Raw genomic sequence first — 26821 nt, 5'->3', positions numbered from 1 at the left:
TAGCGATGTGATGCACGCACTGCCCGAGTCCCTATGGAATCAGAGAGCATCGCATCCGCCGTGCGAAGAGCGCACGAGCAGCGGCTCCCGCAACCAGAAGTTCAGATCATGAAAGTCACGATCCGCCGCTCAACGGAGACCGGTCTGTCGATTTACGTGCCGAAGAAGGATCTCGAGGAGCCAATCGTCGAAGCCGAGCACGAGACGCTGTGGGGCGGGTGGATCAAGATCGCCAATGGCTGGGTGCTCGACCTGCCGCACATGGCCTCCGACACCCAGTTGCCCATCACGATCAGCGCCAGGAAGCGGGGCGGAGAGGGATAGGAGTGATGAATGCGCTCGCCCCATACACGAATTCGCCGGCCCCACCCCGGCGCTGAAGCACATCAGAAGACCTCACCAAGTCCGCCCATGCCCCGTGAGAAGGCACCCCTGCAAGCGCCTTCGCCAAGCCACATTCGTTTTCGCCGCTTAAGTTGCCGCCAATCAGAAGAGGCTAGTAAAATTGCGCAACGGGAAGCCCTCTTCGCCGGGCGCTGCCATTTGACCCCGCCCACCTGGCGTAGCCCGCACCGATCTCGGCGATGATCGCTGGTACGGTTTTTTTTATGGCAAGCCGCGAAAGAAGGATGGACCACAGTCATAAGGCGTGCTGCATCGGCTACGGTCTTCACGTTTTTCGCCTGCAGCAGAAAACGGGCAACTCCTGCGCACCTACCGGGCTGTTGAAGAACTCAGCCGCGTCTACAGCGAACGCAAAGTCGTCGCCAATGTGGATCTAGAAGTGGCTCATCGCCGACACATGACAACTCGGTGCGGGGCGATCCGTGGCGGGTGACTTGGCAGCCATCAAGGAAGCCCTTCAGGGCAGCGAAGGCACATTTGTTGTCGGGCTTGTCCTCGAAGGTGAGATGCGCCTCTTCGACAAGATCGAGAAACTCTCTGTCCCGGTTGTCCATCTTGACAATGTTCGTCAGCGACCGGCCAAGCCCCAGCCGAAGCCGTGCACCTTAGCCTTCAGCCCGGTCCCGCGATAAGATTCGGCAATCGCACCAGCTTGTAGGCGGTGGCAACGAAGATAGAGGCCCATTTGGCGCGCTCACCACCATGAAACCTGTCTCTTGCCCGGCAACCGTATTGATCCCGCCGAATGCCTCCCGACCCGCTTGCAGATGCGCTGGCTTACGGCTAGTGACCGACCCAAACTCAGAGCTACGGCCGCTGGTATTCTGTGAAACATGCGCGTCACGTTCATCGAGCGCGGCTCATTGACGAACTCTTCCGCATCGTGGGCCGGCCATTCAGCACGCGGCTCCATCATGTGCAGCGCTGCGATGCATTCGGCATGCCCGCCAGCATGAGGCAGGCGTCGGCCAGCCGGTCGTGGCGGTTCTGCATCAGCCCGTGTCCACAGTGGCGTCCTCTTGCCTTTGCCCTTCCTGCAGCGCGGTAGCGCCTAGCATCGGGACTGGTGGTCGACGCATGGAGGTCCTTCCAGCGTGTTTTGGCTATGGAAGTCGGGCCGGCGGCTCGCCAGAGTCGTCCTTCGGACTGCCGATTGAGCACCCGGCCGCCGTTTTTCGAGAACATCGAACATCCCGGACCACGTCGTCACCCCCGATTGCGACAAACCAGCGGACAGCGGGCGGGTATTCCAGCCGCTCTTCACAAGCCGTTCCGCGCGGATCAAATAAAACGCCTGCAACAGCGTCGCCCGCAGCAGCTTCACTCTGCGAGATCGCAGCCCGTCCAATCGTCGAATAGAGCGCAGCGCAGTCCCGCTCCAACGCCGACAGCGCCTCGTTCACAATCGTTAGAATCGCGGCGGATGATCACGCCGCACCCGCGTCTCCAGATCAAGCTAGCTATACAGCTCGCCCATTCGATTATCGCCGCGACCCAGGCACCATCTCCGAAGTTTGTCGGAGCCGCCAATGGATCACGGTACCACCATCAGCGGCGAGCGACTTTTTTTCAACGGCCTGCTAGAACGCGACGGACGCCCCTACGCTTGGCGGGCGTCCCCCTTCGGCGCGCGACCAAACGCTGTCTTTAGAGCGAACTCCTCTTTGCGCCCTGGGCTTCAATTCGATTCATTTTAATTTGCGCGCGCGGCCAGGTTCGGGCTGACGCTCTGGCTCATGATAGCCAGATACGATCGGTCGAACCGGGGATGCGCAGACCATTTTCGTAAAAGCGCTCTCTGGTAACGCCAAATTCGTCCATTTTCCAACGTGCGTCGGCTACCCGACATACTCGACTTCTGTAACGACCAATCTTGCAGGCGCAAACCAGCGCATGGACCCAACGCTGGCATAGAGGTTGCTGAAGGCCGTTCTAGAACGACGCATCAGACGCTTGGCAAGATCCGAGCTTCCAATCTATTCGGTCTCCAGGGAGAATGACCAAATGTACGCTTCAGCTCAACACGGCGCTAGCAGGAGCGATATCCTCACCGCTCTCGGCGATACCAAGCAGGTCGGGCGCAAGAGCTGCAGCACCTCAGGTTGTTGCGGTCAAGGAAAGTGCGGATCGCAAAAAGGGCAGGGAGATCTGCCGTCCGGACTCTGGGACAAAGTGAAGACCCATCCATGCTATAGCGAGGAGGCGCATCATCACTACGCGCGCATGCATGTCGCGGTGGCACCCGCTTGCAATATTCAGTGTAACTACTGTAATCGCAAATACGACTGCGCAAACGAGTCGCGCCCTGGCGTGGTCAGCGAGAGGCTGTCGCCCGAACAAGCTGTCAAGAAAGTACTGGCGGTCGCCTCGGCCGTCCCGCAGATGACGGTGCTCGGCATTGCTGGCCCGGGCGATCCGCTGGCGAACCCCAAAAGGACGTTCAAAACCTTCGAGCTAGTCAAGACCGCGGCCCCCGACATAAAGCTGTGCCTGTCCACAAATGGGCTTATGCTGCCGGATTACATCGACGCCATTTCCAATTTCAACGTCGACCATGTCACGATCACCATCAACACGGTCGATCCTGAGATCGGCACTCGGATCTATCCTTGGATCTTCTATAAGCACAAGCGTTACACCGGCCATGAAGCGGCTAAGATTTTGACTGAACGCCAGCTTCAGGGGCTTCAGATGCTCACCGAGCGCGGTGTCCTCACCAAAGTCAACTCTGTAATGATACCGGGGATTAACGACCATCACCTTGCGGAGGTCAACAAGGTAGTGAAATCGCGCGGCGGTTTTTTGCACAACATCATGCCGCTTATCTCCTCACCGGAGCACGGCACTGCTTTCGGCGCCAGCGGTCAGCGTGGCCCGAGCCCTCAGGAGTTGAAAGCCGTTCAAGACTCCTGCGAAGGCGAGATGATTATGATGCGGCACTGCCGTCAGTGCCGCGCTGACGCTGTCGGTCTGCTTGGCGAGAGCCGCACCGCCGAGTTCACCATCGAGAGGATCATGTCAATGGAGCTGAACTACGATATGGACACCCGTAAGGCTTACCGAGCCAAGGTCGAGAAGGAGCGCGCCGCTATGATTGTGGCAGGGCATGACGCGCTTGTCGGACTGGCGGATGTGTCAAGCGACATCAAGGTGCTGGCTGCGGTCGCGACTAAGGGCTCTGGTCTGATCAATGAGCACTTTGGCCACGCTGCGGAGTTCCAGGTTTACGAGCTCTCGAAGGCAGGGGCGAAATTCGTAGGCCACCGCCGCGTCGATGTCTATTGCCAGGGCGGCTACGGCGAGGAGGGCAGCTTGGCTTCGATTATCAGCGCAATCAATGATTGCCACGCAGTGTTCGTGGCTAAGATCGGCGCCTGCCCGAGGGAGGCCCTGATCAAGGCAGGCATCACGCCAGTCGATCAATTCGCCCATGACTTCATCGTCAAGTCGGCGATCGTGTGGTTCACAGCCTATCTGAAGAAAGTCAACAGCGGCGAGATTGCACACGTGCAGCGCATTCAGGCCGGCAGTCGCAACGCCACGGTTATTTCTGCAGCTTGAGGAGACATCAATGCCATTCAAGATCGTTTCTTCGCAATGTACGGGCTGCTCCGCCTGCGAGCTGGAATGTCCGAATGCAGCAATCTTTGAGAGGGATGGCTCTTTCGTAATCGATTCAAAGAAGTGCACTGAGTGCATCGGGCACTTCGACGAGCCGCAATGTGTGGCCGTTTGTCCTGTGGACAGAACCTGCGTCATCGATACCTCGCTACCGCGCTACCAAGCGCCTGCTAGAGGGGAAACAGCATGACCTTCATGGTCATACCGACAACGCGCCAATCGACGTCAAGAATGCCCCGCAGCGACCGCGGCATTGGAGGCAGCTTTCTGCTCGGGCGACTGCTCCCAGCCTGGCAGCCGCCCGAGCGTAACCGCTGAGCCCCGACCGGCGGGCCGGGTCGCCGAGCGGCGGCTCGAGATCCAGGAGCTACTGGAGCTCGACCCCAGCGATACAATCGACGCCAAGGTTTTGCTGAACGTGTTCGAGAGGACAGACACTATGATGAGTTATGGCGGCGTCGAGGCTCTCGACCGGAACGCCAGGTCGACGCAATCGTTGTCTGAATTGGCGGTCCATGGCGCGGGCGCCTACCAGATCAGTCGCGCTTAGGTGTACCATTGCTAGCACCGCACCGCCTTTTCCTCGCCCAGCGCCTCGACGAGGCCCACCCGCCATATTCGCGTATCGTCGCTGCGCAATCGCAGTAGGGCTCTCATTCTGGTCTTGCGTCACCTCTGCTGGGCGATCTCGTCAACAGATCCGCGGGCATCCCCTCAACGCCTGGCCGAGCAATTTGGTGTGCCGTCGCGAAACGCTCCGCATCGCGCGACGAAGATGCGAGTTCGAAAGCCGATCGAGAATGGCAGCCTGCAGCCGATCGTTGCCGGCGAGGCCGGCGAAAACTCAGATGCTAGCATGTACCGGCTAACACCGGAGCTCCCTGGAGGGATAATCAAGACGAGGCCAATGTCCACCCGGTCGTGGCCCAAGGCATTTTACGCATGGCTACCCGGCATGCTTACCTAACGCCACGCTGCAGTGCACTTGACGGCCCGCCATCCGACATCCATTTCAGCGTTACGGCTCGTGCCGTGGCTGGCGAGCTCATGGTGCGGGGCGAAAGCCATGATAGCCTCGTGCAAAACGCGCGCGGCCGCCGGCCACCCCTCCGCTGGAGCGAGGAAATGCGAGTATGAGCGACCACGTGAACGACGACGACTTTATCGAGCTAACGGCCCAGCCGTTTTTCAGCTATGGAGAGAAAGTGCGGGCAACGCGCACCATTCGAAATGATGGGACGTATGCTGGCAAGGAGATCGGCGAGGTTCTCGCTGTGAAGGGCGAGATCGGCTATGTCGTCTCGATTGGCACCTTCCTCCAGCGATTCTACATTTATGGCGTCGATTTCATCGAAAGCGGTCGCCGCGTCGGGATGAAGCGCAAGGAGCTTGATCGCGTTGCGCCGCGCGACGGCATCAGGCACGTCCAGTTACCGGACGAGTGCTGATAGTCGCGCTGGATTGACAATTGTTAGTCGCCGGCACGTAAGGGGCAGTCGATCGGCACCACGACCGCGTCTTTTCCAAGAATCGACCGACGATGTCTAGGCGCGCGCCGACCAACTAGGCGCATTATGTTGCTGACCGACACTATGCAGACCTGTCGATCCAAATCGTTGATTCCGCGGGTGGCGGTCGGTCGCCTCCCAGGCGAGAAAGCGGGCGGTACGCATGCGCTTGCGGCACGAAGGCATCACCGGATGCACATCGAAACATGAGAGGGCACACGAGCGACGCATCTACGTACGATTATTCCAGTGAGAACGTGCTTTTATGGAAGATCGCACACACGGCGGTGCTTCTGCACGGCAGGACAACGGCGGCCGGTGCACACTTCCGGCTCTTCGCTGGCCAATGGCCGGCCTGAGGCCTCGCGATCGACGCTCGCTTCAGCGCTCGTCAGCCAGGGGTAAGACCAGAATATCCCAGAGCATTGGCGTAACTAGGCGCCGCCGCATCCGACCCGGCTCGCTCTATCTCGGCTCTCGGGTTTCCCTGCCGCGGCCAGTCCAGCCATAACGTGACAGGCGTCTTCCTAAGGAAGCCGCACCATCGCTGTGCGGTCCATTGCTCGCGCCAGAAGCTCCTTCTTATCGCGCTTTGGCGAGGCGCCTGCAGTTCAGGTTGCCCGAACGTCTTCAAGCACCTGCATGATTGCAACAGCCGTTAGCGCCAGTATTCATCGCTTATCCGTGGCTTCGTCGCACTTGTCGACGACAGCGAGATGTTCGCGCCGGGAGCGCGCTTCCTGCCTTAGGCGATCGGTTTAACGCTGCGCTCCATCAAGAAGGCGCCGAACAGCAGCCGAGCAGGGTTCAGCCAGCCCACGCCCCTTTCGGGAGAGTCGGCCTCCGCCCGAGGCGAGGCTGTCGCTCTCGATTCCCGCATGCGACAGGCTCTGGGCGGCATAGCTGATCCACTTTCGTCCGTCACAGACATTGGACAATGGCTCCTTAACTGTCGCAATACCGATCTGCACCGACGCGTCTAAACGCTAGCGCCCAACCTGAAGCAACCTTTCCCCCGCCTATGGCGGCGCAGATACGCTGTGATCTTACCATGGCGGCGCTCCTTTGTCTGGATCCTCACACTGGCCTGACTTTCGTAGAGGCGACATCCCTTCCAACTTCGGCTCCGGGCGAACCACTTTGCGAGCGTACTCAGCGCCTTAGTCCGCGCGGAGCCAACGGCACACCAGTTGCACTTCGCATACAGCAACACGGTGGGAGCTGAGAGCTCGGCTGGCGGCTCCAAACTCTCCCTACCGAATCCTCGGGTCGCCGCTTCTGACGGTGGCTCAATGCGACGCGAGACTGCGCGGTGCTTTTGGCACCCGCTTAATGGAGATGAACATGTCGTCACTGAGGCAAATCGCATTTTACGGCAAAGGTGGTATCGGAAAGTCGACTACGTCCCAGAACACGCTCGCAGCGCTTGCTGAGATGGGCCACAGAATCCTTATCGTGGGATGCGATCCTAAGGCGGACTCTACGCGCTTGATCCTGCACGCTAAGGCGCAAGACACCATTCTCAGCCTCGCCGCCAGTGTCGGCAGCGTCGAAGACCTTGAGATCGAGGACGTCATGAAAATCGGATATAAGGACATCCGCTGCGTGGAGTCCGGTGGTCCAGAGCCTGGCGTCGGTTGTGCTGGGCGGGGGGTCATCACCTCCATCAATTTTCTAGAACACAACGGTGCCTATGAGGACATCGACTACGTATCCTACGACGTGCTCGGCGACGTCGTCTGCGGCGGCTTCGCAATGCCGATCCGCGAGAACAAGGCGCAGGAAATCTACATTGTGATGTCCGGCGAGATGATGGCCATGTACGCCGCCAATAACATCTCCAAAGGCATTCTGAAATACGCCCATTCAGGCGGCGTCCGTCTTGGGGGGCTTGTCTGCAACGAGCGTCAGACCGACAAGGAGCTGGAGCTAGCGGACGCGCTGGCGAAGAAGCTGGGAACTCAGCTCATCTACTTCGTGCCGCGAGACAACATCGTGCAGCATGCTGAGCTGCGCCGCATGACGGTGCTGGAGTATGCGCCGGACTCCAAGCAGGCGGATCATTATCGCAACCTTGCATCCAAGATACACAACAACGGCGGGAAGGGCGTTGTTCCGACCCCGATCAGCATGGACGAGCTGGAGGATATGCTGATGGAACACGGGATCATGAAGGCGGTAGACGAGAGCCAGATCGGCAAAACCGCGGCCCAGCCCGCGACGCCATAAGGATCCTGCCGGTCTCCTCGTCTCATGGGGCCGGCTATCCAGCGGTCTTTCCAATAGCGGCGGGGCATTTCTTGGCTGAGGTGCAAGCGAGTAACATGGAAGTGTCGAACTCTCGATCGGCTGAGCCGAGCGCCGTTGTGCAACAGGTCGGAATCGCGCTCTATCGACTGCTCACGGGCAGCAACCCAGCGGAAGCCGAAATCAGCGCCGACGATGATTTCGATCGTCATGCACTGGCCTCAATCCTGGTCGCTGCCGCGTTGGATGGCGGCTCGATCGTAGAACGCGTTGGAATTCCAGAGCATGCCCTGAGAAAACTGCTCGCCGGCTTTTTCCCGGCGGCCGCGGCCCGCGCCTTCACATGGATACCAAACTCATCCTCCGACGTCCATGACGAAACCGCTGTCCTGCGCGAGCTCCTGCTCGCGCAGCGTTCGACTGCCGGCGACGTCGGCCATTGGCTCGCGGCAATGGTAGCGCGACGTGCAATGGAGCCTCACCACCTCTGGCAGGATCTCGGGCTGCGCGGGCGTACGGAGCTGTCCCGTCTCCTGACGCGCCATTTCGCGCCACTGGCCCGCCGGAACACCGGGAATATGCGTTGGAAGCGCTTCTTCTATCGCGTGCTCTGCGAACGCGATAGTTTAGGTATGTGCAGGGCGCCAGTCTGCACCCAATGCGCCGATTTTGGTCGTTGCTTTGGCGAAGAGAGCGGTGAGAGCCGCCTGGTCGAACGCAAGCTGTAGCTGAGGTGGCACGTGCATTGCTCACTTCGATGATTGGAATGAATATGGAAAGACCCAGATGACGGCACCCCGCCCGACACCATCAGACCTTGATCAGTCCCGATCTCTCGTCGACCAACAACATCATCTCGACCGATGGCACACCAAGCGCCAACCTCCAGAAAGCAAGACGGTGCCGATCGCATCAGCGCTAATTTCCGCAAGCATCAACAACGCCACAGCTTCATGGGGAAGTGACGGCCTTGCGCGAACACCGGTCCGTCGTGCCAGCCAACTCGTCCGACGACGGTCGGCTCCGGACTACCAGCATCGGCCACTGTTGCCGACGCCCGGAGTGAGCGCGCCGATGCGGACTCGCGGCGTGCAGATCGCCACCAATTAGATCGCACCGGGCCGGACGTTGAGGCGCAACGCTCGCTCGGCATATCAGCGCACCCGCGAAGCAGACCCGGCCGGTAGAGACCGCAGAGTATGAAGGAACTTGAATGTCTGATGGAATTATCGCGCGCCTCAGCAAAGCCGCTTCTGCCGAAGAGTTCTTCGCTCTGTTAGGCGTCGACTACGATCCTAAAGTGGTCAACGTTGCGCGGCTGCACATTCTCAGGCGCATGGGCGAATATCTTGCTAAGGAGAGCCTTAGCGATCTGGCGGACGACAGCGTTGCTAAACGGTGCAAACTCGTGCTTGAGCGCGCATATTCAGATTTCGTCACGTCACCGCCGATTGAACAGCGCGTGTTCAAGGTCTTAAAGGACGCCGCGCCCGACACCAAGCCTGTACCCGTACTAGTGCAGATTGGTAACGAAATTGAACTGCCCTCTGTCGGACTGGCTACGCCTAGTCGCAGCGGCGTACTGCCCTCCGGGCGCCTAGCGGTTACACCCGAAACCTCCGCCGACTGAAACGTTCTCGTTCTCGTTGGTGTGATTGCCATTCCACTCTGAACTGTTTTGGGGAGATTAGTCTTGGAGAAGATCATGCACTTGCTCGTTTGCATCAAGCAGGTTCCAGACTCCGGACAGATCCGCGTGCATCCCGTGACAAATACCATCATGCGTCAGGGCGTGCCGACCATCATCAACCCGTACGATCTCTTTGCATTGGAAGCTGCCCTTGAGCTACGCGATCAGTTCGGCGGCGAAGTCACGGTGTTGACTATGGGCCCCCCTTCTGCCGAGGACAGTCTTCGCAAGGCGCTCACCTTCGGCGCGGATCGTGCGGTGCTCCTGACCGATCGCTTTTTCGCGGGCGCGGACACCCTAGCCACAACCTACGCTTTGGCGACAGCGATCCGTAGGATCTCGAGCGAGTTCGGCGCCCCTGACATTGTCTTCACAGGAAAGCAGACCATCGATGGAGACACCGCACAGGTCGGCCCTGGCATCGCAAAACGGCTTGGCCTGTTTCAGCTCACCTATGTTGGCAAGATCAGCGCACTGGACTTGCATGCCCGCACCATCGACGTCGAGCGACGCTCTGAGGGTGGCGTCCAGTTGCTTCGGACACGGCTCCCCTGCCTGGTCACGATGCTCGAAGCGACGAACCAGATCCGCCGCGGTGCGATGGCTGATGCGCTGCGCGCTGCCCGCGCGACGATCCTGAAATGGAGCGCGCAACAGGCGGGGGTTGATGACATTTCACAATGCGGCTTGCGGGGCTCGCCCACCGTCGTCAAGCGCGTTTTCGCACCAGCCGCCCGCAACGAGAAGGCCACGATGATAGAGCCTGACGAGCAGCCCGCGGAGGCATTGATCAACGCTATTTTCAGGTGCCGGCCGGCCCTCGAGATCGAGCTCGCGGCACTGGCGCGCGGCTATTGAGCTAAAGAAAGGCGCAACATGAATACCGCATCTGAAATCGGCGCTTCCCCTTCGAGTCGCGCCGCGGCTAAGAAGCAGCTGTCTGACCGCTTCAAGACCTACAAACATGTGTGGGTCTTCATCGAGCAAGAACGCGGCCAGGTCCACTCTGTATCCTGGGAGCTAATGGGCGTTGGCCGCAAGCTTGCTGACAAGCTCAAAGTTGATCTCGCCGCAGTGGTGATCGGGCAAGAGGGCGAGGCATCGCAGGCCGCCGCTACCGAGTCGTTCTGCTACGGAGCCGACCTTGTCTATATGGTCGCCGATGATCTGCTCAAGGACTATCGCAACGAATCCTATATCAAGGCGCTCACCAAGCTCGTCAATAGCTACAAGCCCGAGATCTTGCTCCTAGGCGCGACCACTCTAGGCCGCGACCTAGCAGGTTCAGTCGCAACGACATTGCGCACTGGTCTGACTGCCGATTGCACAGAGCTCGACGTCGATGCCGACGGTTCCCTCGCCGCGACGCGTCCGACCTTTGGCGGCTCGCTGCTATGCACGATCTATACGCTGAACTACCGTCCGCAGATGGCTACAGTCCGGCCGCGCGTGATGCCTGTGCCAGAACGCTGCGCGCGCCCGATCGGCCGCATCATCACCCTCCCGCTTGGACTTGTCGAGGACGATATCGTAACGAAGGTGCTGTCGTTCCTACCGGATCGCGATTCCGCACGATCCAATCTCGCTTATGCCGATGTTGTCGTTGCCGGAGGCCTCGGCCTTGGTTCGTCTGAAAACTTCCGGCTCGTGCGCCGGCTCGCCGACGTGCTAGGTGCCGAGTTTGGCTGCTCGCGCCCCCTGGTGCAAAAGGGTTGGGTCACATCCGACCGGCAAATTGGCCAAACCGGCAAAACCATCAGGCCAAAGCTCTACATCGCCGCCGGAATCTCCGGAGCCATTCAGCACCGCGTCGGTGTCGACGGCGCCGACCTTATCGTCGCCATCAACACCGAAAGGAACGCGCCTATCTTCGAGTTCTCGCATTTAGGCATTGTCGAGGACGCGATCCGGTTGCTGCCAATCCTGACCGAGGCGTTTCGCGCCCGGCTGTCGCCGCATTCGCGCGACCGGATCGCAGGATAGGACAAGGAGAGACCTCGTGACCGCGGAAACATTTGACATCATCGTCGTCGGGGCAGGTATGGCCGGCAATGCAGCGGCGCTCACGCTTGCCAAGCACGGCCTGAAGGTTCTTCAGCTCGAGCGTGGCGAATATCCCGGGTCGAAGAACGTGCAGGGTGCGATCCTCTATGCCGATATGCTGGAGGCGCTTGTCGCTAACTTTCGACAAGACGCGCCGCTTGAGCGGCATCTGGTCGAACAGCGCTTCTGGATGATGGATGACCGCTCTCACACCGGCCTGCACTACCGCTCCGACGACTTCAACGAAGAAAGGCCGAACCGCTATACTATCATCCGCGCTCAGTTCGATAGGTGGTTCTCGCAGAAAGTTCGCGAAGCTGGCGCCACGGTGCTATGCGAGACAACGGCAACCGAACTAATGCAAGATGCTAACGGCAAGGTGGTGGGTGTGCGGACTGACCGCGCCGATGGCGAGATCCATGCTGGCGCGGTGGTCCTCGCGGAAGGCGTCAACGGCCTTCTTGGCACGCGGGCCGGCGTACGCAAGCGGCCTACGCCGGACACGGTCGCACTCGCCGTGAAGGAGATGCACTTCCTACCGCGCGAAGTTATCGAGGCCCGCTTCAATCTTAAGGGCGATGAAGGGCTCGTCATTGAGGCTGCGGGCACCATCTCCCGCGGCATGACAGGCATGGGCTTCATCTACACCAATAAGGAATGCATCTCCCTTGGCATCGGATGCCTGGTCGCGCACTTCACAAGCACCGGGGAAACACCGTATGGTCTGCTCGATCGCTTCAAGCGGCATCCTTCGGTCGCTCCGCTGATCGAGGGATCGGAAGTCAAGGAATATGCCGCTCACCTCATTCCCGAGGGTGGCTTCAAGGCCATTCCGCAGCTATATGGCGAGGGCTGGGTCGTCGTAGGCGACGCCGCTCAACTCAACAACGCTATGCATCGCGAGGGCTCAAACCTCGCAATGACATCGGGGCGACTCGCGGCCGAAGCGATCATCCAAGTCAAGTCGCGCGGCGCCCCAATGACAGCGACGAATCTGTCAATTTACAAGACGATGTTGGACCATTCGTTTGTCATTAGGGACCTAAGGAAGTACAAAGACATGCCCGCGCTGATGCACACCTACTCCCGGAACTTTTTTCTGACATATCCGGAGCTCGTCTCGGAATCGATGCAGAATTTCTTGCGGGTCGACGGGACACCAAAGGCCGAAAAGGAAAAGCAATCACTAAACTCCTTCGTCAAGAGCCGTTCGTGGAGCGGCCTGCTCGGTGATGCCGTTCGCCTCGCGCGCGCTTGGCGGTAACGCTTCTCTCACACCCCCATGAGGGCTAACCATGTCGACCGACCGATCCGCGCGCGTCGAGGACAGGCTATTCTACAACCGCTACCTGCTTGATCCTGGGCACCCTCACATCAAGGTGCGGCCACACACGATGCCATCCTCGGAGCTCGTGAGCATGCTGACAACCTGCCCGGCTCACTGCTATGTAGCTAACGACAAGCACCAGATAGAAGTCGCCGTGGACGGCTGCATCGAGTGCGGCACTTGCCGCGTGATCTGCGAGGAGAGAGGTGACATCGAGTGGAGCTATCCGCGAGGTGGTTACGGCGTACTGTTCAAGTTTGGCTAATAATTCGGCTCAACGTAGCTGTGATCTTTCAGGAAGTGCCCATCCGTTCTGAACCGAGAAAGCTGAGTTTCCGAAGCTGCAGTGTTCTGGGAGAGACCGGATGAACACCCACAAGAATGCGCCGTTGATGCCCAAAGGTCGATAGGCGATGCTGCGGAGGAGTAGGCTGCCGCAAGCCGATGGCTGACCTGTGAAACATCTTGCCGAAGACGATTGAAAATAGGTCAAGCGGTTCCGCGCGGAAGGTGTTGCTTGGTTGCGCAATCGCTCCTCCAGACCCTTTCGTCGCCAAGTCCCGCCAGCCACATGTGCAGGCTTCGACGCATTGCGCCGACATCTACACCGGCACGCAGATCGCCGACCAGGTCGAAGTGTCGACGGCCGCCGTCAGCCATCCTCGTCGCTTAGAATTGAACCGGATCGCGAGGAGCTGACTGAGCGGGGAAGGCCGATATGAGCGTGAAAGCCCAGGCGAGATCATTCACATCGACATCATAACGCTGTGGCGTTTTTGGAGGGATCGGAGACGGCATTACCCGGCGCTCCCAGCCCGTCTACATTGACGACCACTCCCGTGTCGCCTTTTCCGAGATCAAGCCATTGGCGCCCAAGGGACGCTGCTGCCTTTCGGACGTCCCTAAGACCCGCGCGGCATTTTTGGTTCGGCGTGCAATAGACGTGTTTCTGTTGCCTAACCTCGTCTGCAATGTCCCCGGCCGCGCGCCGCAAGCCGTCCATCACCGGAACAGTTGCGCCCCTCCACGTGCTCAACGCCGCGGGATTTGGTTACGCGAAGAAGTACTCACACCATGATCGCGCAATCATCAAAACCTCCGGCCTGCTGATGTTGCCATTCAGAGAGACATTTTCTCTTTCTTAAATTGACCATTGACCCATTTCTGTCGTCTCCCCTAAGAAGCGCAGCTGCAACGAATGCGGATTGAACACAACCGGGGATCGCAGATGAGCCACATATCTCAAGCGCCCAGTGCGCGAGTGACGATTCCGCTCCTTCAACAATGGAAGGAGGAACGGCGGCGCATAACGATGACCACCGCCTATGACGCCGTGACAGCGCGGATTGCCGATTCCATCGTCGATATCCTCCTCGTGGGCGACAGCGTCGGCAATGTCTGTCTCGGCTACGACAATACCCTTCCGGTCAGCATGCCGATGATGAACTATCATCTGGAGGCTGTCGCGCGCACAAGACCTCGTGCGCTGCTCGTGGCTGATATGCCGTTTCTCAGCTTCCATGTCAGCCCGCAGGAAACTATCCGCAACGCAGGTGGCTTCCTGCAACGGGGAGCAGATGCCGTCAAGCTGGAAGGGGGCGCCAAGCGCATCGACATGATACGCGCGCTGGTCCAATGCGAAATCCCGGTGATGGGACACCTCGGCCTCACCCCGCAAAGCGTCAACGTCATGGGCGGCTTCAGGGTGCAGGGTCGCACGAGCGAGGCTGCATTGCAACTGCTCGAGGACGCGCACCGGTTAGAGCAAGCGGGATGCTTTGCGCTCGTGCTCGAGGGCATTCCGGCCGAGCTTGCAGCGCGTGTGACCGAGATCCTGAAGATTCCGACCATTGGGATCGGCGCGGGAGCGAAATGTTCGGGCCAGGTACTCGTGTTCCACGACGTGGTCGGATTGACGGAGGGGCACCGGCCGAAATTCGTGCGCCCCTATTCGAACGGATTTCAGGTCTTGCAGGATGCCCTCGCAAGCTGGGCGACCGATGTCCGGGAGGGCACATTTCCGGACGCTCAGGAGTCCTACCGTTTGCCGGAATCCCTGGCGGAGGTCGTCGCAAACTGGACGCCAGGCGAGCGGGACGGAATTTAGCGTCGTGCGCACCATAAAAACCGTCCGCGAGCTGCGCCGCGCCCTCGCTGGTCACAAACCGAATGGTCGCGTCGGATTTGTGCCCACAATGGGATACCTGCACGATGGTCATCTCGCGCTTGTTAAAGCGAGCCGGGCACGCTGCAACACCACGGTCGTCAGCATCTTCGTCAACCCGGCCCAGTTTGGCCCGAAGGAAGATCTCAGCGTGTATCCACGGGACTTCCCCCGAGACGAACGACTGTGCCGCGAGGCTGACGTCGATATTATCTTTGCTCCCGGGGCGGAGGAAGTGTATCGGTCGGGGTTCGACACCTTTGTCGAACCGGGTGCACCGGCACAGCCCCTCTGTGGCCCGTTCAGGCCCGGCCACTTTCGGGGTGTTACGACCGTCGTCTGCAAGCTGTTCAACATGGTGCAGCCTGATCTGGCGTTCTTCGGACAAAAGGACTTTCAGCAATGTGCCGTAGTGCGGCGGATGGTCACCGATCTCAATCTCCCGATCGAAATCGTCACCGTCCCGACGGTTCGCGATCCGGACGGGCTCGCCATGAGCAGCCGGAACCGCTATCTCAGCGCTCCTGAACGCAGCAGCGCCCTTTCCATCAGCCGCGGCCTTTTCGCAGCAAAGGCTGTCTTTCAGGCAGGCGAGCGCGATTCCATCCGGCTGTTGTCACTCGCCAGGCAGACTATAGAGATCGACGAGCTGCAATACCTGGAAATCGTCGATGCCGAAACGCTCACGCCAGCTACAAGCGAGCTGACGCGTCCTGCTGCGATTTGTGTCGCAGGTTATGTTGGCTCAACCCGGCTGATCGACAACATCCTGCTCGATACCACGGAGGCTCGCAGGCTGACCGCGCGGTGATAAGCGAGCACGATCTCCGTCGCGCCAGGAGGCAGGGCGGTGCTCCAGCGCGCGTGCTGATCCCAGCCGCGCTCACTGCGATGATGTTGCAGCTCGTTCGACCTTTTGCACCTTGAGTGCACGACGCTTCATTGTCGCCGTCAGCTTTTTTGCTTTTGCCGGGCGAGGTTTCTTTGGAAAAACGATGCCGGCTTGAGATAGCTCCTTCGGTCCGCGCTTCGTCATCATCATTCTCCGAACATATCTGGTTGATTTCGGGACGGCGCCGCAGCAGCTAACGCCGCACACCTGGCCGCTCGCCAGCTCGCGGCGGTGAAGCTGGATGTCGCGCGCCGCCTGGCGCGCTGAGCAGCAAAAACAAAGCCCTGTTAGCCTCATACCGGGCGGCCAGCCGGCTACGTTTTGAACCTGCCATGACCAGCATCCCTTCATCCGTCGAGAGCGACCAGAACCAGCCGCGGCCACGGCGAGTGAGCAAAATCTCATAATAGGGAAAACGGTCGGACATCGAATCCATTGTTCGTCTGCGCGCGGCGAGTTCCGGACCACCCGCTCGGCCGCGCCTGCCTAGCGGATGGGTTCACATCCAACCGTTGGGGGGCGTGCTGAACAGCTGGATCGGCCTGTTGCAATCCCGCTGCGGTGAAAATCATCAACAAATCCCAGTTCAACGCCGAATTCCGCCAGGACAGCCGGGTCCGTTCTTGCCCCTAGTTGCGCAATGTCGTCCGTGTTCGTTGACACCCGGCCTGGGTGCGTCATCCGGGCTAACAGTTTATATTGTCCTACTTTCAGACGAAAGATCAAATTTGCAACGTGCCTGCTCGTGCCCTTATTTTCCTTCACGTTTTCGGAGTCGCCCGTGTTGGACCCAGCGACGAGTGTCCTTCTCCGCGCCGTGCTTGATGAGGTCTGCCAGGAGATCTCCCGCAGTGAAACTGGCCTTCGTGCCCATGTCGCCTCCAAGTTGATCGAAGCCGCAACCAAGGGTGAGACAACAGCGGAGCGCCTAAGGCAGGTCGCGCTTGAGGCACTTCGCTCGACGCCGACGATGTGGCGCTAGGGAAGGGCGTGGCTGTGACTTTCAAGGTTCGTGTTGAACATCCTGGCCACCGGCAAAGACGGCCTCGCACAGATGCCGGATCTCAAGCAAATATACCAGGTTTAGCTACGGTGGATCCGATTAGGCCAAGCGCTCGAGAAGAATGATCGCATACTTGAGCTAGCCTTTTCTCAGAAGTTGATCGAGCGCATCGATCGAGATAGCGCGTCACCGAACAGAGCCCCGTGCCCTGGAGGCGATGGAAGTAAAGTCGCCTGCTGTCAGCGAGGGCACCAATATCAACAGCGCTTTTCTCGATGCGATTGTAGCTGGCGAGCCGCAGCGCATGACAACAAGCAAGCCGGTGTTCTAGCGACGCCTTTGGCTGCACGCGGATGGAGCCGGTCGCCAAGGCGGCCGGCAGCGGCCCGCACGTCTGCATCTAAACGCATCATACGCTCGTGAAGGTAAGATCGTGCTGAGGGGAAATTTAGCTAGGCCTTCCGGCCTTCTGAGGTTGGAGCGCGCTAATTTTGCTCGGGCGCATCTCATGCCTCGCCCTGGTTATTGGAACATGCTGGCTTCTGGGCGGTTCAATGAAAGGGCCCTTGTGCCCCCACGGTCCTGCCGCATACCCCCAAAGCCCCCCAAAGGCGGGACCGTGCCCCCGCGGAGTCCGCCATGGCATTCCCGACCGAAGAGCAGATCAAAAACAAGGCCCACGAGCTCTGGGAGAAAGCAGGCAGGCCGGAAGGGCGCGAACTCGAATTCTGGCATCAAGCCGAACGCGAGCTGCAGGAGCAGGCAGAGCGCGGCGCTCCGGAAAATGGCTCGCCTGACGCGATTTAGCCGCCGCCGTTTGGCACTCTCTACACGGGATCATGTTGTGCGTGCCCGCAAGACCGCCCGAGCGGAGTGAGCGACGAGCAGACGGGTGGAAACGGTTCGGCCGGGTTATTCGTCAACGTCAACTCTCATCTCGCGTGAGCTCTGCACGTCTGATTGGACGGGCCTCAAACCGCTGGCCATTCAGATCCACGTCCGTCTTCCTCTTCTTCAATGCCGGTCGTTGTCGATGGCGTCGTTCGTTCCGCGCTCGCTCGGCATGTTTTCTGGCTTGGAGCGCGGATCAATCGCTCACGCGCACATTAAAGCGCGATGAGAATGAGATGAATCCTCGTCGCGCTTTAGGTTATTGTTTGAGCCTCCGAAAACCGCTGCACACTTCTCGGGATCATGCTCTAGAAGTTTTCAGTGTTTTGGCAGTGGTGAGGATAACCCGAGCAGCCCCAGAATTTGAAATGGGTTGTGTGATTCTCCCGGATTTTCATAGAGCGACCGCAGGCGGGGCAGGTCTTGCGAGCAAATACCCGCTGGTCCTTCGCCAGCGTCATGATCCTGACTTCGCCGGCGCCGCTGGCGGCGAGTGTCCGGACACATTCCCCGGTGGTCTCCCCGGTCGTGTAGACATCGTCGATCAGCAAGATCTTGTTATTGTTCCATCTGAAATTAGAATGGAAAGCGCCTTTGATTGCTTCGGCGCGCTCCAGCGAATTCATCTGCTTGTAGCCCTCGATTTCCTTGACGACACGCAGGCCCTTCAGCTCCAGTTCGATGTCCTCATCGAAATGATCTGCTGCCTCATTGAGCAGCAATTCAAAGCGATTGCGCTGTTGAGAAGGCTTCATCGGAACCGGCACAACATAGTCCGGTGCCCAGTCGAGGGTTGCGATGGCTCGACCTACGGCCTCACCGAGAATCTTGGCGTGGGTATCATCACTCTTCAGCGACAACACGGCTGCGCTCACGCTTCGCCAATATAGCCGCGGCCAGGAATGTTCGCGTCTCAGCAAGGTGGATGCCTTCGACATGAAGACGTCCGGTGCACTGGAGGAAAGCTCGAAGATTGACGTAGGCCCCCATCGGACCGCAACAGAAGTCACCCCGGCATGGTAACTGGCTTCGATGTCACCGACATCATCACCGATGTAGAGCGTTTCCGTCGTCGCAGCCACGCCGACACGACGTAGCGCTTCCAGGATCGGCTCGGGGTCGGGTTTGTGGTTCTGGGTATTGCCGTAGCTGACCAGCACGTCGTAAGGGATGCGGAATTGCTGGAGGACTGAAGTCGCGTACCATTCAGGCGAAGAGGTGACGATGCCGATCCTCTGTCCGTCCGCCCTGAGAAGGGCGGGAAGCTCATGAGGCGCCGCGCGGCCTTGCGCGGGGAACGGCCGGATCAGATGCATATTCTGCCGGACATTGTCCCACATCTGAAAGCGACGTTGCTGCGCAATGGCCGAGCTATCGAAAAGCGTCATGTCGAGGTCAAACAGGAACATCCCAGCCGTTAGAGCATCGACATCTGCGTGGGTGACGACGGCGGAGCGACTGTTTGGGTTTCGCCACCAGCCAAGCGGCTTTCCAATAAGCCAAGCATGGAGGCGTAGTCTTCCTTGCTGGCTAGCGGCACAGCCACCGGGCGGTTGCCATACCTCTCGGCGAGTATGCGTCGGTAGTCACCTTCAGCCCGCACAGCTTCGGCGAAGCGGCTCGCGGGCAACTGCGTCATGGCCAAGATGCCCTGGCTCTTAGGCTCTGTGGCATGACGGCCCTGCGGCACTGGCGCAAACAGCACGCGGTCCTGTTGGATCGTGAAGCGCACCGTGTGCATCGAGCCGCCCTTGATGTCTGTCTGCATGACAAAGGTTGCTATCGAAAGCCCGCTTTGCAGGCGATCGCGCTGCACAAGATTGCGCGGGGATGGCGGCACGCCGAAAGGCTGCTCGCTGATCAGCGCGCCATCCTTTTCCAGAATCTCTTCGGCGAGCTTGCTATTCTGCTTCGGGTAAATGCCCTCAAGACCACCCGCCATCACAGCGACGGTCCGCCCGCCGTGATGCAATGCGCTTTGGTGGCTCAACGTATCGACGCCGATCGCAAGGCCACTCACGATCGCCCAATTGGCGCCGACCAGTGTCTCCACGATCCTATCGCTGACGATTTCGCCGAATTCGGACGGCTCGCGCGTGCCGATGCAAGCGACGCTGCGGCGCGGCGGAAGCTGGCCCTTCACAAACAGGATGGGCGGGCGATCGGCAAGAGAGCGCAGAGCCACTGGATAATCCGTATCGAAGATCGACAGAACACGCACCCCACGCCGATCCGCCTCGTCGAGCACTCGCTGTGCCTTCTCGCTGGCTTTAACAATGGCGGCGGGCTCCTGAAGGCATTCAGCCACCGCGGCCGAAACGACCGATCGAAGCTTCGCAGGCTCGGCGCCCAAAATCGCTTCAAGAAGCGAGAATCGTTCAGCGAGACGCTCGGCCGTAGCAGGGCCGATACCGCGCAAAGCGGTGAGTGTGAGAATGCCGGCTGCAGTTCGTGTCTCGGTGCCAATCATCGCATTCAACGCCTTTCAAATTGCCCTACTTCGGCGTTCTAGAACGACAGTCTCTCTTAAGGACGAGGATGAACGAGTCCGAGGTTAACGCAGTAAATGGCGAGCACCCTAGGAGATCGGCGGCGGCGAAGGATCAAGATTGCCGTGAACACGAACTTGCGCTTGGCATCCGCACATCGATGGACATCTGCACAATAGGTCATCACAGCGTAAGCAGGCAAGCCGGCCTACTCGATCAGCAGGTTGATAGAGCCGATCACCCGTGTTGAGGAAGCCTCAGCAACGAGAGTTCTTGTCTCGACGAATTAACGACGTCGATGTTGCGGTTAAGTTGCGTTGAGAGGATCTTCTCAAATGCTTCTTCCTCCTCATCCTTCCCGTTCCGCCATCAGCTGTGTGTGTCAACGAGCGAGTAGCTGGTGCTTCTGCCCCCGGCGGCATCTTTCTTAAGGATGCCATGTTCGATCAATTCCTCAATGTCCCTTGCCGCCGTCGCCTGGGAGACCTTCGTTAGCTTTGCCCACTTTGAGGACGTTAGCTTGCCCTCAAATCCATCGAACAGGCAATTAAGCACAGTTCGTTGACGTTCATTGAGCTGGCGAGCCGCATGACGATCCCAGAAGTCCGCTTTCTGGAGAATTCTCCCGAGAATGGCATCCGCGTTGTCAAAGGCGCGATCTAAGCAATCCAGGAACCACGCCATCCAATCGGTGATGTCGAGGTTTCCTTTCTGGATCCGCTCGAGAATTGAGTAGTAGTCGTTCCGCTCGCGCCGAATCTGCGCGGACATACTGTAAAACCTTTGCGGGCTCCGCTCTGATCTTGCCAGCGCAAGGTCAGCGATCGCACGCGCAATACGACCGTTGCCGTCTTCAAATGGATGGATGGTCACGAACCAAAGATGAGCGAGAGCGGCCTTCAACACGGGATCGATGCTAACGATATTACGGTTAAACCACTCCAAGAAGGTCTGCATCTGCGCATCGAGACGCTCGGCCGATGGAGCTTCATAGTGTACGCGCTCGCGACCCATCGGGCCCGAGACAACTTGCATGGGTCCAGTCTCGACCGTCCGCCACGCGCCGACGACTATCTTGGTCATACCGCTGCGCCCAGTGGGGAAGAGCGCGGCATGCCAGCCGAAGAGGCGTTCGGCAGTTAGCTCCTCGGCATAGTGTTCGGTGGCGTCGAGGATCATCTCGACCACGCCTTCGACGTACCGGTCGGCAGGGATAAGGCCCCCAATGTCCATACCAAGATGACGAGCGATGGAGGACCGAACCTGCGCATGATCGAGGATCTCACCCTCGATCTCACTCGACTTCACCACTTCTTCAGTGAGGGTCTGAAGAGTAGCCTCAGTTTTGAGGGGGAATCCGAGCCGCTCCATCCGGCCGAGCAGGCGGCCCTGCTTATGACGGACCGCCGCCAATCGGTCTGCAATCCGCTGCATATCCCAAGTGAATGTGGGCCAAGCAGGCAGTTCATGAATGTAGGCCATAATCTCATCATCTCTTGCAGAGATTATGCAAGCTAATCATTGCGCTGACAAGCTATTCTCTGCAACAAATGATGAGAAAATTGCCATAATCTCAGCAAGAGAATTCGGGGACCTGCGTAATGAGAGTCCGGAGAAGATAACCGTCTCGGGCGGGCGGTAATCGCTTCGAAGGGTTGGATCACACTTCGCCAGCGCCGGAGAAGAGCACCGTCGGCGGCGTTGCGCGGGGCGGCGGGAGGGACCGAACGCCTGGCGATCCCGGTCTGCTCTTCAGATCGTAACGCTGGGCGAGGTCGAGAAGCCGCCGCTTGGTGAATGGGTCGGCTTTCTCTGCTAGATCGCGCGCCCGCTGCGCAAAGCCACTATAGAACTCTTCCACGACGCCCCCCCGCAACATCACTGATAACCCGAATATCATTGCCGGATGCGCGTTCCGTCAAGGGCCTGCTGATGCGTCGGACGGATTTAAAGGATCTGCTTGAGCTCACGGCGCCAGAGAAACTAAGCTCACAGCGGAGGTGTAGCGCGGCAATCTGGGTAGGAAGCGCCTTCCATCCTGATCGCCGCGCGACACGGGGGGAAATCCGATCACAAGGCTCTACGCAAGCCGAAACCCTGTGCCCGACCTGCGGCAAGCCGATGACGGCCGTGCCTGACGACGAGGCGCCCGGCCGGCCGGGCTACGTCTGCCTCGCCTGCGGAGGCGATCCCCTGCACGATCCAGCTGCGCGGAAGTGGGCGGATAGCCCGCTGTGGCCGCCGTCCAAATAGCGCAACAACGAAACCGTCCCCGAGAGCTGGAGCCGACGGTCCTCTCATCTCGTCCAAATGCTTCGTCGTCGACTGCATTTCCAGCCTTGGTTTCATCAAACGAGCTGGCGGTGCTGTAGCAGCCGACGCCACCTCTAGGACGCAAATAAGGGCGCAGAAATATCAAATCAACGGCGGCGTTTCGCGTTGCCTTCGAGAGATGAACAAAGTTGTGATCGGACGCGTCTGTTGGTCAACGCTCGCCTCACATCACGAATCTCCAAGTGCATCCTCAAGGATGGCTTTCAATCGCGCAGCTCCCTTTGCCAGCTCGCCATCAAGATCTGATTTGACGGCAGCGGCATACTCCGCTCCGAGCTCAATGGGATGACCAGCGTCGTTCTGCTCCGGCGCACCTTGAGGCAGAAGCTGATAGGCCCTTATCCCGAGCGCATGGGTGTCATTGGCCCAAGCAGCGATGCGTGCCTCATCATAGGGAGCGGGCTCAACCGCCGGCAACGATGCACCGTCGATTGCGTCCGCATAGCTTCCCCACGAATAGGCCTGAAGGTCGATCAGAGAATCATCCCACATGCTGTGAAACGTCGATGCGCGCGTGTATGACGTTCCATCCGAGCGTTTGGCACGCAATATGACGTGCAACTTGTTACCACCCTGGTCGCCATCCCGTTCACTTGCGTGAAGCGGTTGCTCAAGATCACCCGCAAGATGAACCACCAGCTTGAGCGCACGCAGCCTGTCGTCCTTACTGCGCGAAGTGTCCTTTAACACCGCAATCGCCTCAGGCAGGCCCCGCACGATGCAAGTGCCCTGATTGTTTGCCTCATTGCAGTCCAGCGCGGAATCATAAGTGGCGCGGGCGACATCGATGTCGACGAAGTGCCAGCGATACGTGTTCTTCCCTTCTGCCGTGAACTTGTAGTCGTCAGCCCAGTTCGAGATCGACGCCAACGAGGTCTCTCCGATCAGGTCCTTGAGCTTGGTCGTGGCAGCCGGGGTGAGATGTCGCTGCGCGAGCTCAGCAATCACGGAATGCCCGAGCTGTCCCCACGCGAGCGCAGTCGACGTGCTGCCCGCCAGGATGGTAATGCAGGCGGGAAGTAGAACTCTAAGCTTTGTCACGGCAACCTCCAAAAAACGCATCGCATGTCAAACAGATGGTTGTGTCGGCTCTCGCCGCATCTCGCGGGCACGGCGGAACGTTTCCGCGGATTGGGCTGTCTCAACGCTTCCGATAGCGCTGCTCACCGCGCTCTGCCCTCGACCGGCGCCGGCGGATAGTTCTTCGAATCTGACTGACGAGATAAACGCCCCAAATGATCAGCATCTTGCCAACGCATTCCTTGCTCCCGCCAAGCCTTAAGGTACGTTGACAGGCGGCATGGCTTCCGTCGGACGCAACGCGACACTCTCACGCTGGTGTCCGCGCACGGCCAAGATAATTGCAAAGATGGCAAGGACAATCAGAGACCCACGCATGTCGAAAGGATACTCCCGAACTCTTATCGCAATTATGAAGCCGCTCACATCTACCTGGACGGAGGTTCTGGACCATCTTGTACGGCCAACGTCCAAGCAGCTTAAGTCGTATGCCAAGCCTTAAACGAGGCCTGCTGCTGCAACACGCCTCAGTCGTCTCGAGCAGTGTCCAAAAAATGCATTTTCAACGCGCAATAGCCGAAAAAGTGCGAGCAAGCGGGCTAACAACAGCCGCTCCAAACCTGCTCTGATTCGAAGCTGGCAGAGACAGCTGAGGCACTCATGCGCGAACATGATCTCATCTCAGGAAGCTTCCTGGGCCTGACTGGAGCGGGATTTGTCCTCCTGTGCGCAAGCCTGTTTGCATTCACCTTTTTATAGAGAACCGCTAGATCGGAGCCGGCGCGGATCAAGCCACAGTTACTTTGATGTTTCGGTCTGGGCAGAGACGTGCGCTGGCCTTCTGCTCTTCGACTTCTAATTGCAATGATTTTGTTTGAAGGCGCCGTCAGGCGGAGTCTTGATGCTCCCGACCAAGAGAGGAACCCGATTCGTCCGTTTTGAACATGAACATCGGATGACCCTCCTGGCAGCGGACGGGCGATGGTGGCGCAACTGTATACTAATCGAGGCGTCCGAAACTGGCGCCCGCGTTCTTATCGACGGATCGCCAGACGTGCTGCGATCACGGCATTTTTTCTTGCTGCTTTCAACGACTGGCTTGGCGTTTCGGCGCTGCGAATTGGTCAGGCTGGACGGTTCTGAGGCGGACATTCTGTTCAAAACCGGCAACGCACCTTGCTGAAGAGACGACGTGCGCACGGCCCGACTGGTTTTCCACCCTCACGCAATGGCCCGCACGGCGCCCGAGAACAGGCTGGCCGGGCGGCTCAAACCGTAGTGATCGCGCAGACTGCTGCCCGCATAATCACGGCGGAAGAGGCCGCGCTTGCGCAAGATCGGCACGACCTGTTCGGCGAACAGGTCGAACCCGCCCGGCAGCCACGGAGGCATGACGTTGAAACCGTCGGCTGCGCCGTTCTCGAACCAGGTCTGGATGTTGTCGGCGATCTTTTCCGGGGGGCCGGCGATGACCCAATGCCCGCGCGCACCGGCGAGGCGCTGCACCAGCTGGCGGATCGTGGGCTTTTCGCGATCGATGATGTCGACGATCAGCTTGAAGCGGCTGGCAACGCCATGCGCACCGTCGGTATCGATCAGGTGACGTGGGAAGGGGCCATCGAGATCAAAGCCGGCGAGGTCGAGCCCGGTCATCTGGCGGAGCTGGGCGAGCGAGAACTCCGGCTGGATCAGCGCGTTGAACTCGTCCTGAAGCCGGTCGGCCTCCGCTTGTGTGCTGGCGATGAACGGCGAGATGCCGGGCAGGATCTTGATCTGGTCAGGGCTGCGATCGAACGCACGCGCCTGCCGTTTGATGTCGGCATAGAACTCCTGCGCGCTCGCCAACGTCTGGTGCGCCGTGAAGATGGCCTCGGCAAAGCGCGCTGCGAAGGCGCGTCCGTCCTCGGAAGAGCCGGCCTGGACATAGACGGGCCGGCCCTGCGGCGTCCGTGAGACGTTGAGCGGGCCGCGCACGCGGAAGTATTTCCCTATATGGTCGATCGCGTGGATCTTGCTGGTATCAGCGAAAATGCCGGAGACGGGGTCATTGACGAGCGCATCGTCCTCCCAGCTGTCCCATAGCGCGGTGACGACATCGAGATATTCGCGCGCCCGCTCGTACCGCTCGTGATGCGGAGGATGCTCAGGCAGGCCGAAGTTCTGCGCTGCCTGTGGCGAGCTTGTCGTCACGATGTTCCATCCTGCACGCCCGCGGCTGAGGTGATCGAGCGACGCGAACAGCCGAGCGAGATTGTAGGGTTCGGTGTAGGTGGTTGAAGCGGTCGCGATCAGGCCGATGTGCGTGGTAGCCGACGCGATCGCGGCGAGAAGCGTGATCGGCTCGAGCCGGAAGCGCTGCGCGTAGCGGACGTTATCCGAGAGCACCGGCCCGTCGGCGAAGAAGACCGCGTCGAACTTGTGCGCTTCGGCGCGTTGCGCCAGTTCCTGATAGTAGGTGACGTCGAGAATGCGGTCCGTCGTCGAGGCCTTGTGCCGCCACGCGGCCTCGTGATGACCGTCCGGATAGATGAAGAAGTTGAGGGAAAGCTGGCGTTTGCTCATCATCTGGCTCGCAATGGTTGGTTATCTCCGGATCGCGGCGTCACCGCGCGCGTTGCAGTTGACTCTATGTCGATGCTCGCAAAGCTGTCGATGTAATGAATTTGCGTTGTTGTCGGCGAAGCGAGCATGAACGATACGAGCGCGTCGCTAGCGGGAGATGAGTGCGTTCGTGCTGGTGATCAAGGCAAATGAACCGCGTCGTTTCGTGCGTCCGTTGGCTCGATTTTGCTCGTCTTCGCGCATGTGAGGCGCTCGCATGGGCCGTCATGATCGCAAATCTTTCCGTGCTCGCCGTCCCAACGAAGCGATCATTGCGCGGCGCCGAAAACAACGCTGGTTTCGTTTCATTGACTGGAGCGCCATCGCTTTTACCATCGGCAACGTCCAAGCGAGGTCGTTCACCATGCGGCAATCCGATCCAAACATCGTTCGCAATGTGGCCCGGCTAATGGTGCTGTGCGCATCGCTTCGCACTGCGGCGATGGCGGAGAGCTGTACCGCCGGGATCCGCCTGCTGCCGACTGTCTAGCCGCCGACGTGATCCCCTAGGGCCAACCAGGAAACCACCCGTCACTGTCCGCCGCCGCCGGCATGACCGGCGTATGGCGGAGCTTTGTCCACGAAT

At 59.4% G+C, this 26821-nt stretch carries 23 protein-coding genes and 2 pseudogenes; 17 read left to right on the top strand and 8 right to left on the bottom strand.

Annotated elements, in window-relative coordinates:
- Nucleotides 1-108: 108 nt before the first annotated feature.
- Both nifT and AC0WRY_RS37770 read left to right on the top strand, forming a co-directional pair.
- On the top strand, nt 109-324 hold the full coding sequence (nifT, locus tag AC0WRY_RS37775; RefSeq protein ID WP_128929926.1) for a putative nitrogen fixation protein NifT: 216 nt from the start codon (nt 109-111) through the stop codon (nt 322-324).
- Between the two features lie 515 nt (nt 325-839).
- The gene (locus tag AC0WRY_RS37770) at nt 840-1037 is read left to right on the top strand and encodes a hypothetical protein (RefSeq protein WP_164934261.1); all 198 of its coding nucleotides are present in this window, start codon (nt 840-842) and stop codon (nt 1035-1037) included.
- A gap of 122 nt (nt 1038-1159) precedes the next feature.
- On the opposite strand, the pseudogene AC0WRY_RS37765 reads toward AC0WRY_RS37770, so the two are convergent.
- Nucleotides 1160-1855 (bottom strand): annotated as a pseudogene (locus AC0WRY_RS37765) (transposase); the annotation flags it as partial.
- Nucleotides 1856-2409: 554 nt separating this feature from the next.
- Between AC0WRY_RS37765 and nifB the strand changes: the two are divergent.
- The 13 genes and pseudogenes from nifB to panC all read left to right on the top strand — a co-directional run bounded on the left by nifB (nt 2410) and on the right by panC (nt 15816).
- Nucleotides 2410-3966: a nitrogenase cofactor biosynthesis protein NifB gene (nifB, locus tag AC0WRY_RS37760; RefSeq protein ID WP_128929927.1), complete on the top strand. Its 1557-nt coding sequence runs from the start codon at nt 2410-2412 to the stop codon at nt 3964-3966.
- Nucleotides 3967-3976: 10 nt separating this feature from the next.
- A complete protein-coding gene (locus AC0WRY_RS37755) occupies nt 3977-4216 on the top strand; it encodes a 4Fe-4S binding protein (protein ID WP_128929928.1) in 240 nt (79 codons plus the stop codon).
- A 943-nt stretch (nt 4217-5159) separates the two neighbouring features.
- On the top strand, nt 5160-5474 hold the full coding sequence (locus AC0WRY_RS37750; protein WP_128929929.1) for a nitrogen fixation protein NifZ: 315 nt from the start codon (nt 5160-5162) through the stop codon (nt 5472-5474).
- 1404 nt (nt 5475-6878) lie between these two features.
- Nucleotides 6879-7763, top strand: coding sequence for a nitrogenase iron protein (gene nifH / locus AC0WRY_RS37745; RefSeq protein WP_128929930.1), 885 nt, complete (start codon nt 6879-6881; stop codon nt 7761-7763).
- 95 nt (nt 7764-7858) lie between these two features.
- A complete protein-coding gene (locus AC0WRY_RS37740; protein WP_128929931.1) occupies nt 7859-8509 on the top strand; it encodes a nitrogen fixation protein NifQ in 651 nt (216 codons plus the stop codon).
- Nucleotides 8510-8994: 485 nt separating this feature from the next.
- Nucleotides 8995-9306, top strand: a pseudogene (gene nifW, locus AC0WRY_RS37735) (nitrogenase stabilizing/protective protein NifW); the annotation flags it as partial.
- Between the two features lie 180 nt (nt 9307-9486).
- The gene (locus AC0WRY_RS37730; protein WP_128955188.1) at nt 9487-10329 is read left to right on the top strand and encodes an electron transfer flavoprotein subunit beta/FixA family protein; all 843 of its coding nucleotides are present in this window, start codon (nt 9487-9489) and stop codon (nt 10327-10329) included.
- Nucleotides 10330-10347: 18 nt separating this feature from the next.
- Nucleotides 10348-11454: an electron transfer flavoprotein subunit alpha/FixB family protein gene (locus AC0WRY_RS37725; protein ID WP_128929933.1), complete on the top strand. Its 1107-nt coding sequence runs from the start codon at nt 10348-10350 to the stop codon at nt 11452-11454.
- Nucleotides 11429-12778: an FAD-dependent oxidoreductase gene (locus AC0WRY_RS37720; RefSeq protein WP_283810024.1), complete on the top strand. Its 1350-nt coding sequence runs from the start codon at nt 11429-11431 to the stop codon at nt 12776-12778. The genes AC0WRY_RS37725 and AC0WRY_RS37720 overlap by 26 nt, the downstream gene beginning before the upstream one ends.
- 31 nt (nt 12779-12809) lie before the next feature.
- Nucleotides 12810-13106, top strand: a complete 297-nt coding sequence (locus tag AC0WRY_RS37715) for a ferredoxin family protein (RefSeq protein ID WP_128929935.1) — start codon at nt 12810-12812, stop codon at nt 13104-13106.
- A gap of 200 nt (nt 13107-13306) precedes the next feature.
- Entirely contained in the window at nt 13307-13540 is a 234-nt protein-coding gene (locus AC0WRY_RS37710; protein ID WP_128929936.1) for a hypothetical protein, read from the top strand.
- 529 nt (nt 13541-14069) lie between these two features.
- The gene (gene panB, locus AC0WRY_RS37705) at nt 14070-14948 is read left to right on the top strand and encodes a 3-methyl-2-oxobutanoate hydroxymethyltransferase (RefSeq protein WP_128929937.1); all 879 of its coding nucleotides are present in this window, start codon (nt 14070-14072) and stop codon (nt 14946-14948) included.
- 4 nt (nt 14949-14952) lie between these two features.
- The gene (gene panC / locus AC0WRY_RS37700; protein ID WP_164934262.1) at nt 14953-15816 is read left to right on the top strand and encodes a pantoate--beta-alanine ligase; all 864 of its coding nucleotides are present in this window, start codon (nt 14953-14955) and stop codon (nt 15814-15816) included.
- Between the two features lie 72 nt (nt 15817-15888).
- On the opposite strand, the gene AC0WRY_RS37695 is transcribed toward panC, so the two are convergent.
- Entirely contained in the window at nt 15889-16041 is a 153-nt protein-coding gene (locus AC0WRY_RS37695) for a hypothetical protein (RefSeq protein ID WP_164934263.1), read from the bottom strand.
- Nucleotides 16042-17539: 1498 nt separating this feature from the next.
- Between AC0WRY_RS37695 and AC0WRY_RS37690 the strand changes: the two genes are divergently transcribed.
- Entirely contained in the window at nt 17540-17707 is a 168-nt protein-coding gene (locus AC0WRY_RS37690) for a DUF2934 domain-containing protein (RefSeq protein WP_128929940.1), read from the top strand.
- A gap of 392 nt (nt 17708-18099) precedes the next feature.
- On the opposite strand, the gene AC0WRY_RS37685 is transcribed toward AC0WRY_RS37690, so the two are convergent.
- The 6 genes from AC0WRY_RS37685 to AC0WRY_RS37660 all read right to left on the bottom strand — a co-directional run bounded on the left by AC0WRY_RS37685 (nt 18100) and on the right by AC0WRY_RS37660 (nt 26199).
- The gene (locus AC0WRY_RS37685; RefSeq protein ID WP_128929941.1) at nt 18100-19200 is read right to left on the bottom strand and encodes an HAD-IA family hydrolase; all 1101 of its coding nucleotides are present in this window, start codon (nt 19198-19200) and stop codon (nt 18100-18102) included.
- Between the two features lie 8 nt (nt 19201-19208).
- Nucleotides 19209-20261 carry a DNA-processing protein DprA gene (locus AC0WRY_RS37680; RefSeq protein ID WP_128929942.1) on the bottom strand — a complete coding sequence of 351 codons (1053 nt, stop codon included), beginning with the start codon at nt 20259-20261 and terminating at the stop codon, nt 19209-19211.
- 388 nt (nt 20262-20649) lie between these two features.
- Nucleotides 20650-21762, bottom strand: coding sequence for a Fic family protein (locus AC0WRY_RS37675; protein ID WP_128929943.1), 1113 nt, complete (start codon nt 21760-21762; stop codon nt 20650-20652).
- A 178-nt stretch (nt 21763-21940) separates the two neighbouring features.
- On the bottom strand, nt 21941-22141 hold the full coding sequence (locus AC0WRY_RS37670; RefSeq protein ID WP_128929944.1) for a hypothetical protein: 201 nt from the start codon (nt 22139-22141) through the stop codon (nt 21941-21943).
- Between the two features lie 641 nt (nt 22142-22782).
- Nucleotides 22783-23655, bottom strand: a complete 873-nt coding sequence (locus AC0WRY_RS37665; RefSeq protein ID WP_164934264.1) for a S1/P1 nuclease — start codon at nt 23653-23655, stop codon at nt 22783-22785.
- A 1200-nt stretch (nt 23656-24855) separates the two neighbouring features.
- Entirely contained in the window at nt 24856-26199 is a 1344-nt protein-coding gene (locus AC0WRY_RS37660; protein WP_128929947.1) for an LLM class flavin-dependent oxidoreductase, read from the bottom strand.
- Nucleotides 26200-26452: 253 nt separating this feature from the next.
- Here AC0WRY_RS37660 and AC0WRY_RS37655 point away from each other — a divergent pair, with 253 nt between their 5' ends.
- A complete protein-coding gene (locus AC0WRY_RS37655; RefSeq protein WP_128929948.1) occupies nt 26453-26725 on the top strand; it encodes a hypothetical protein in 273 nt (90 codons plus the stop codon).
- Nucleotides 26726-26821: the final 96 nt, after the last annotated feature.

This window comes from Bradyrhizobium sp. T-12 (assembly GCF_058314695.1).
Note: the sequence above shows the minus strand (reverse complement) of the source record. Positions and strands in the feature narration are given on the sequence as shown.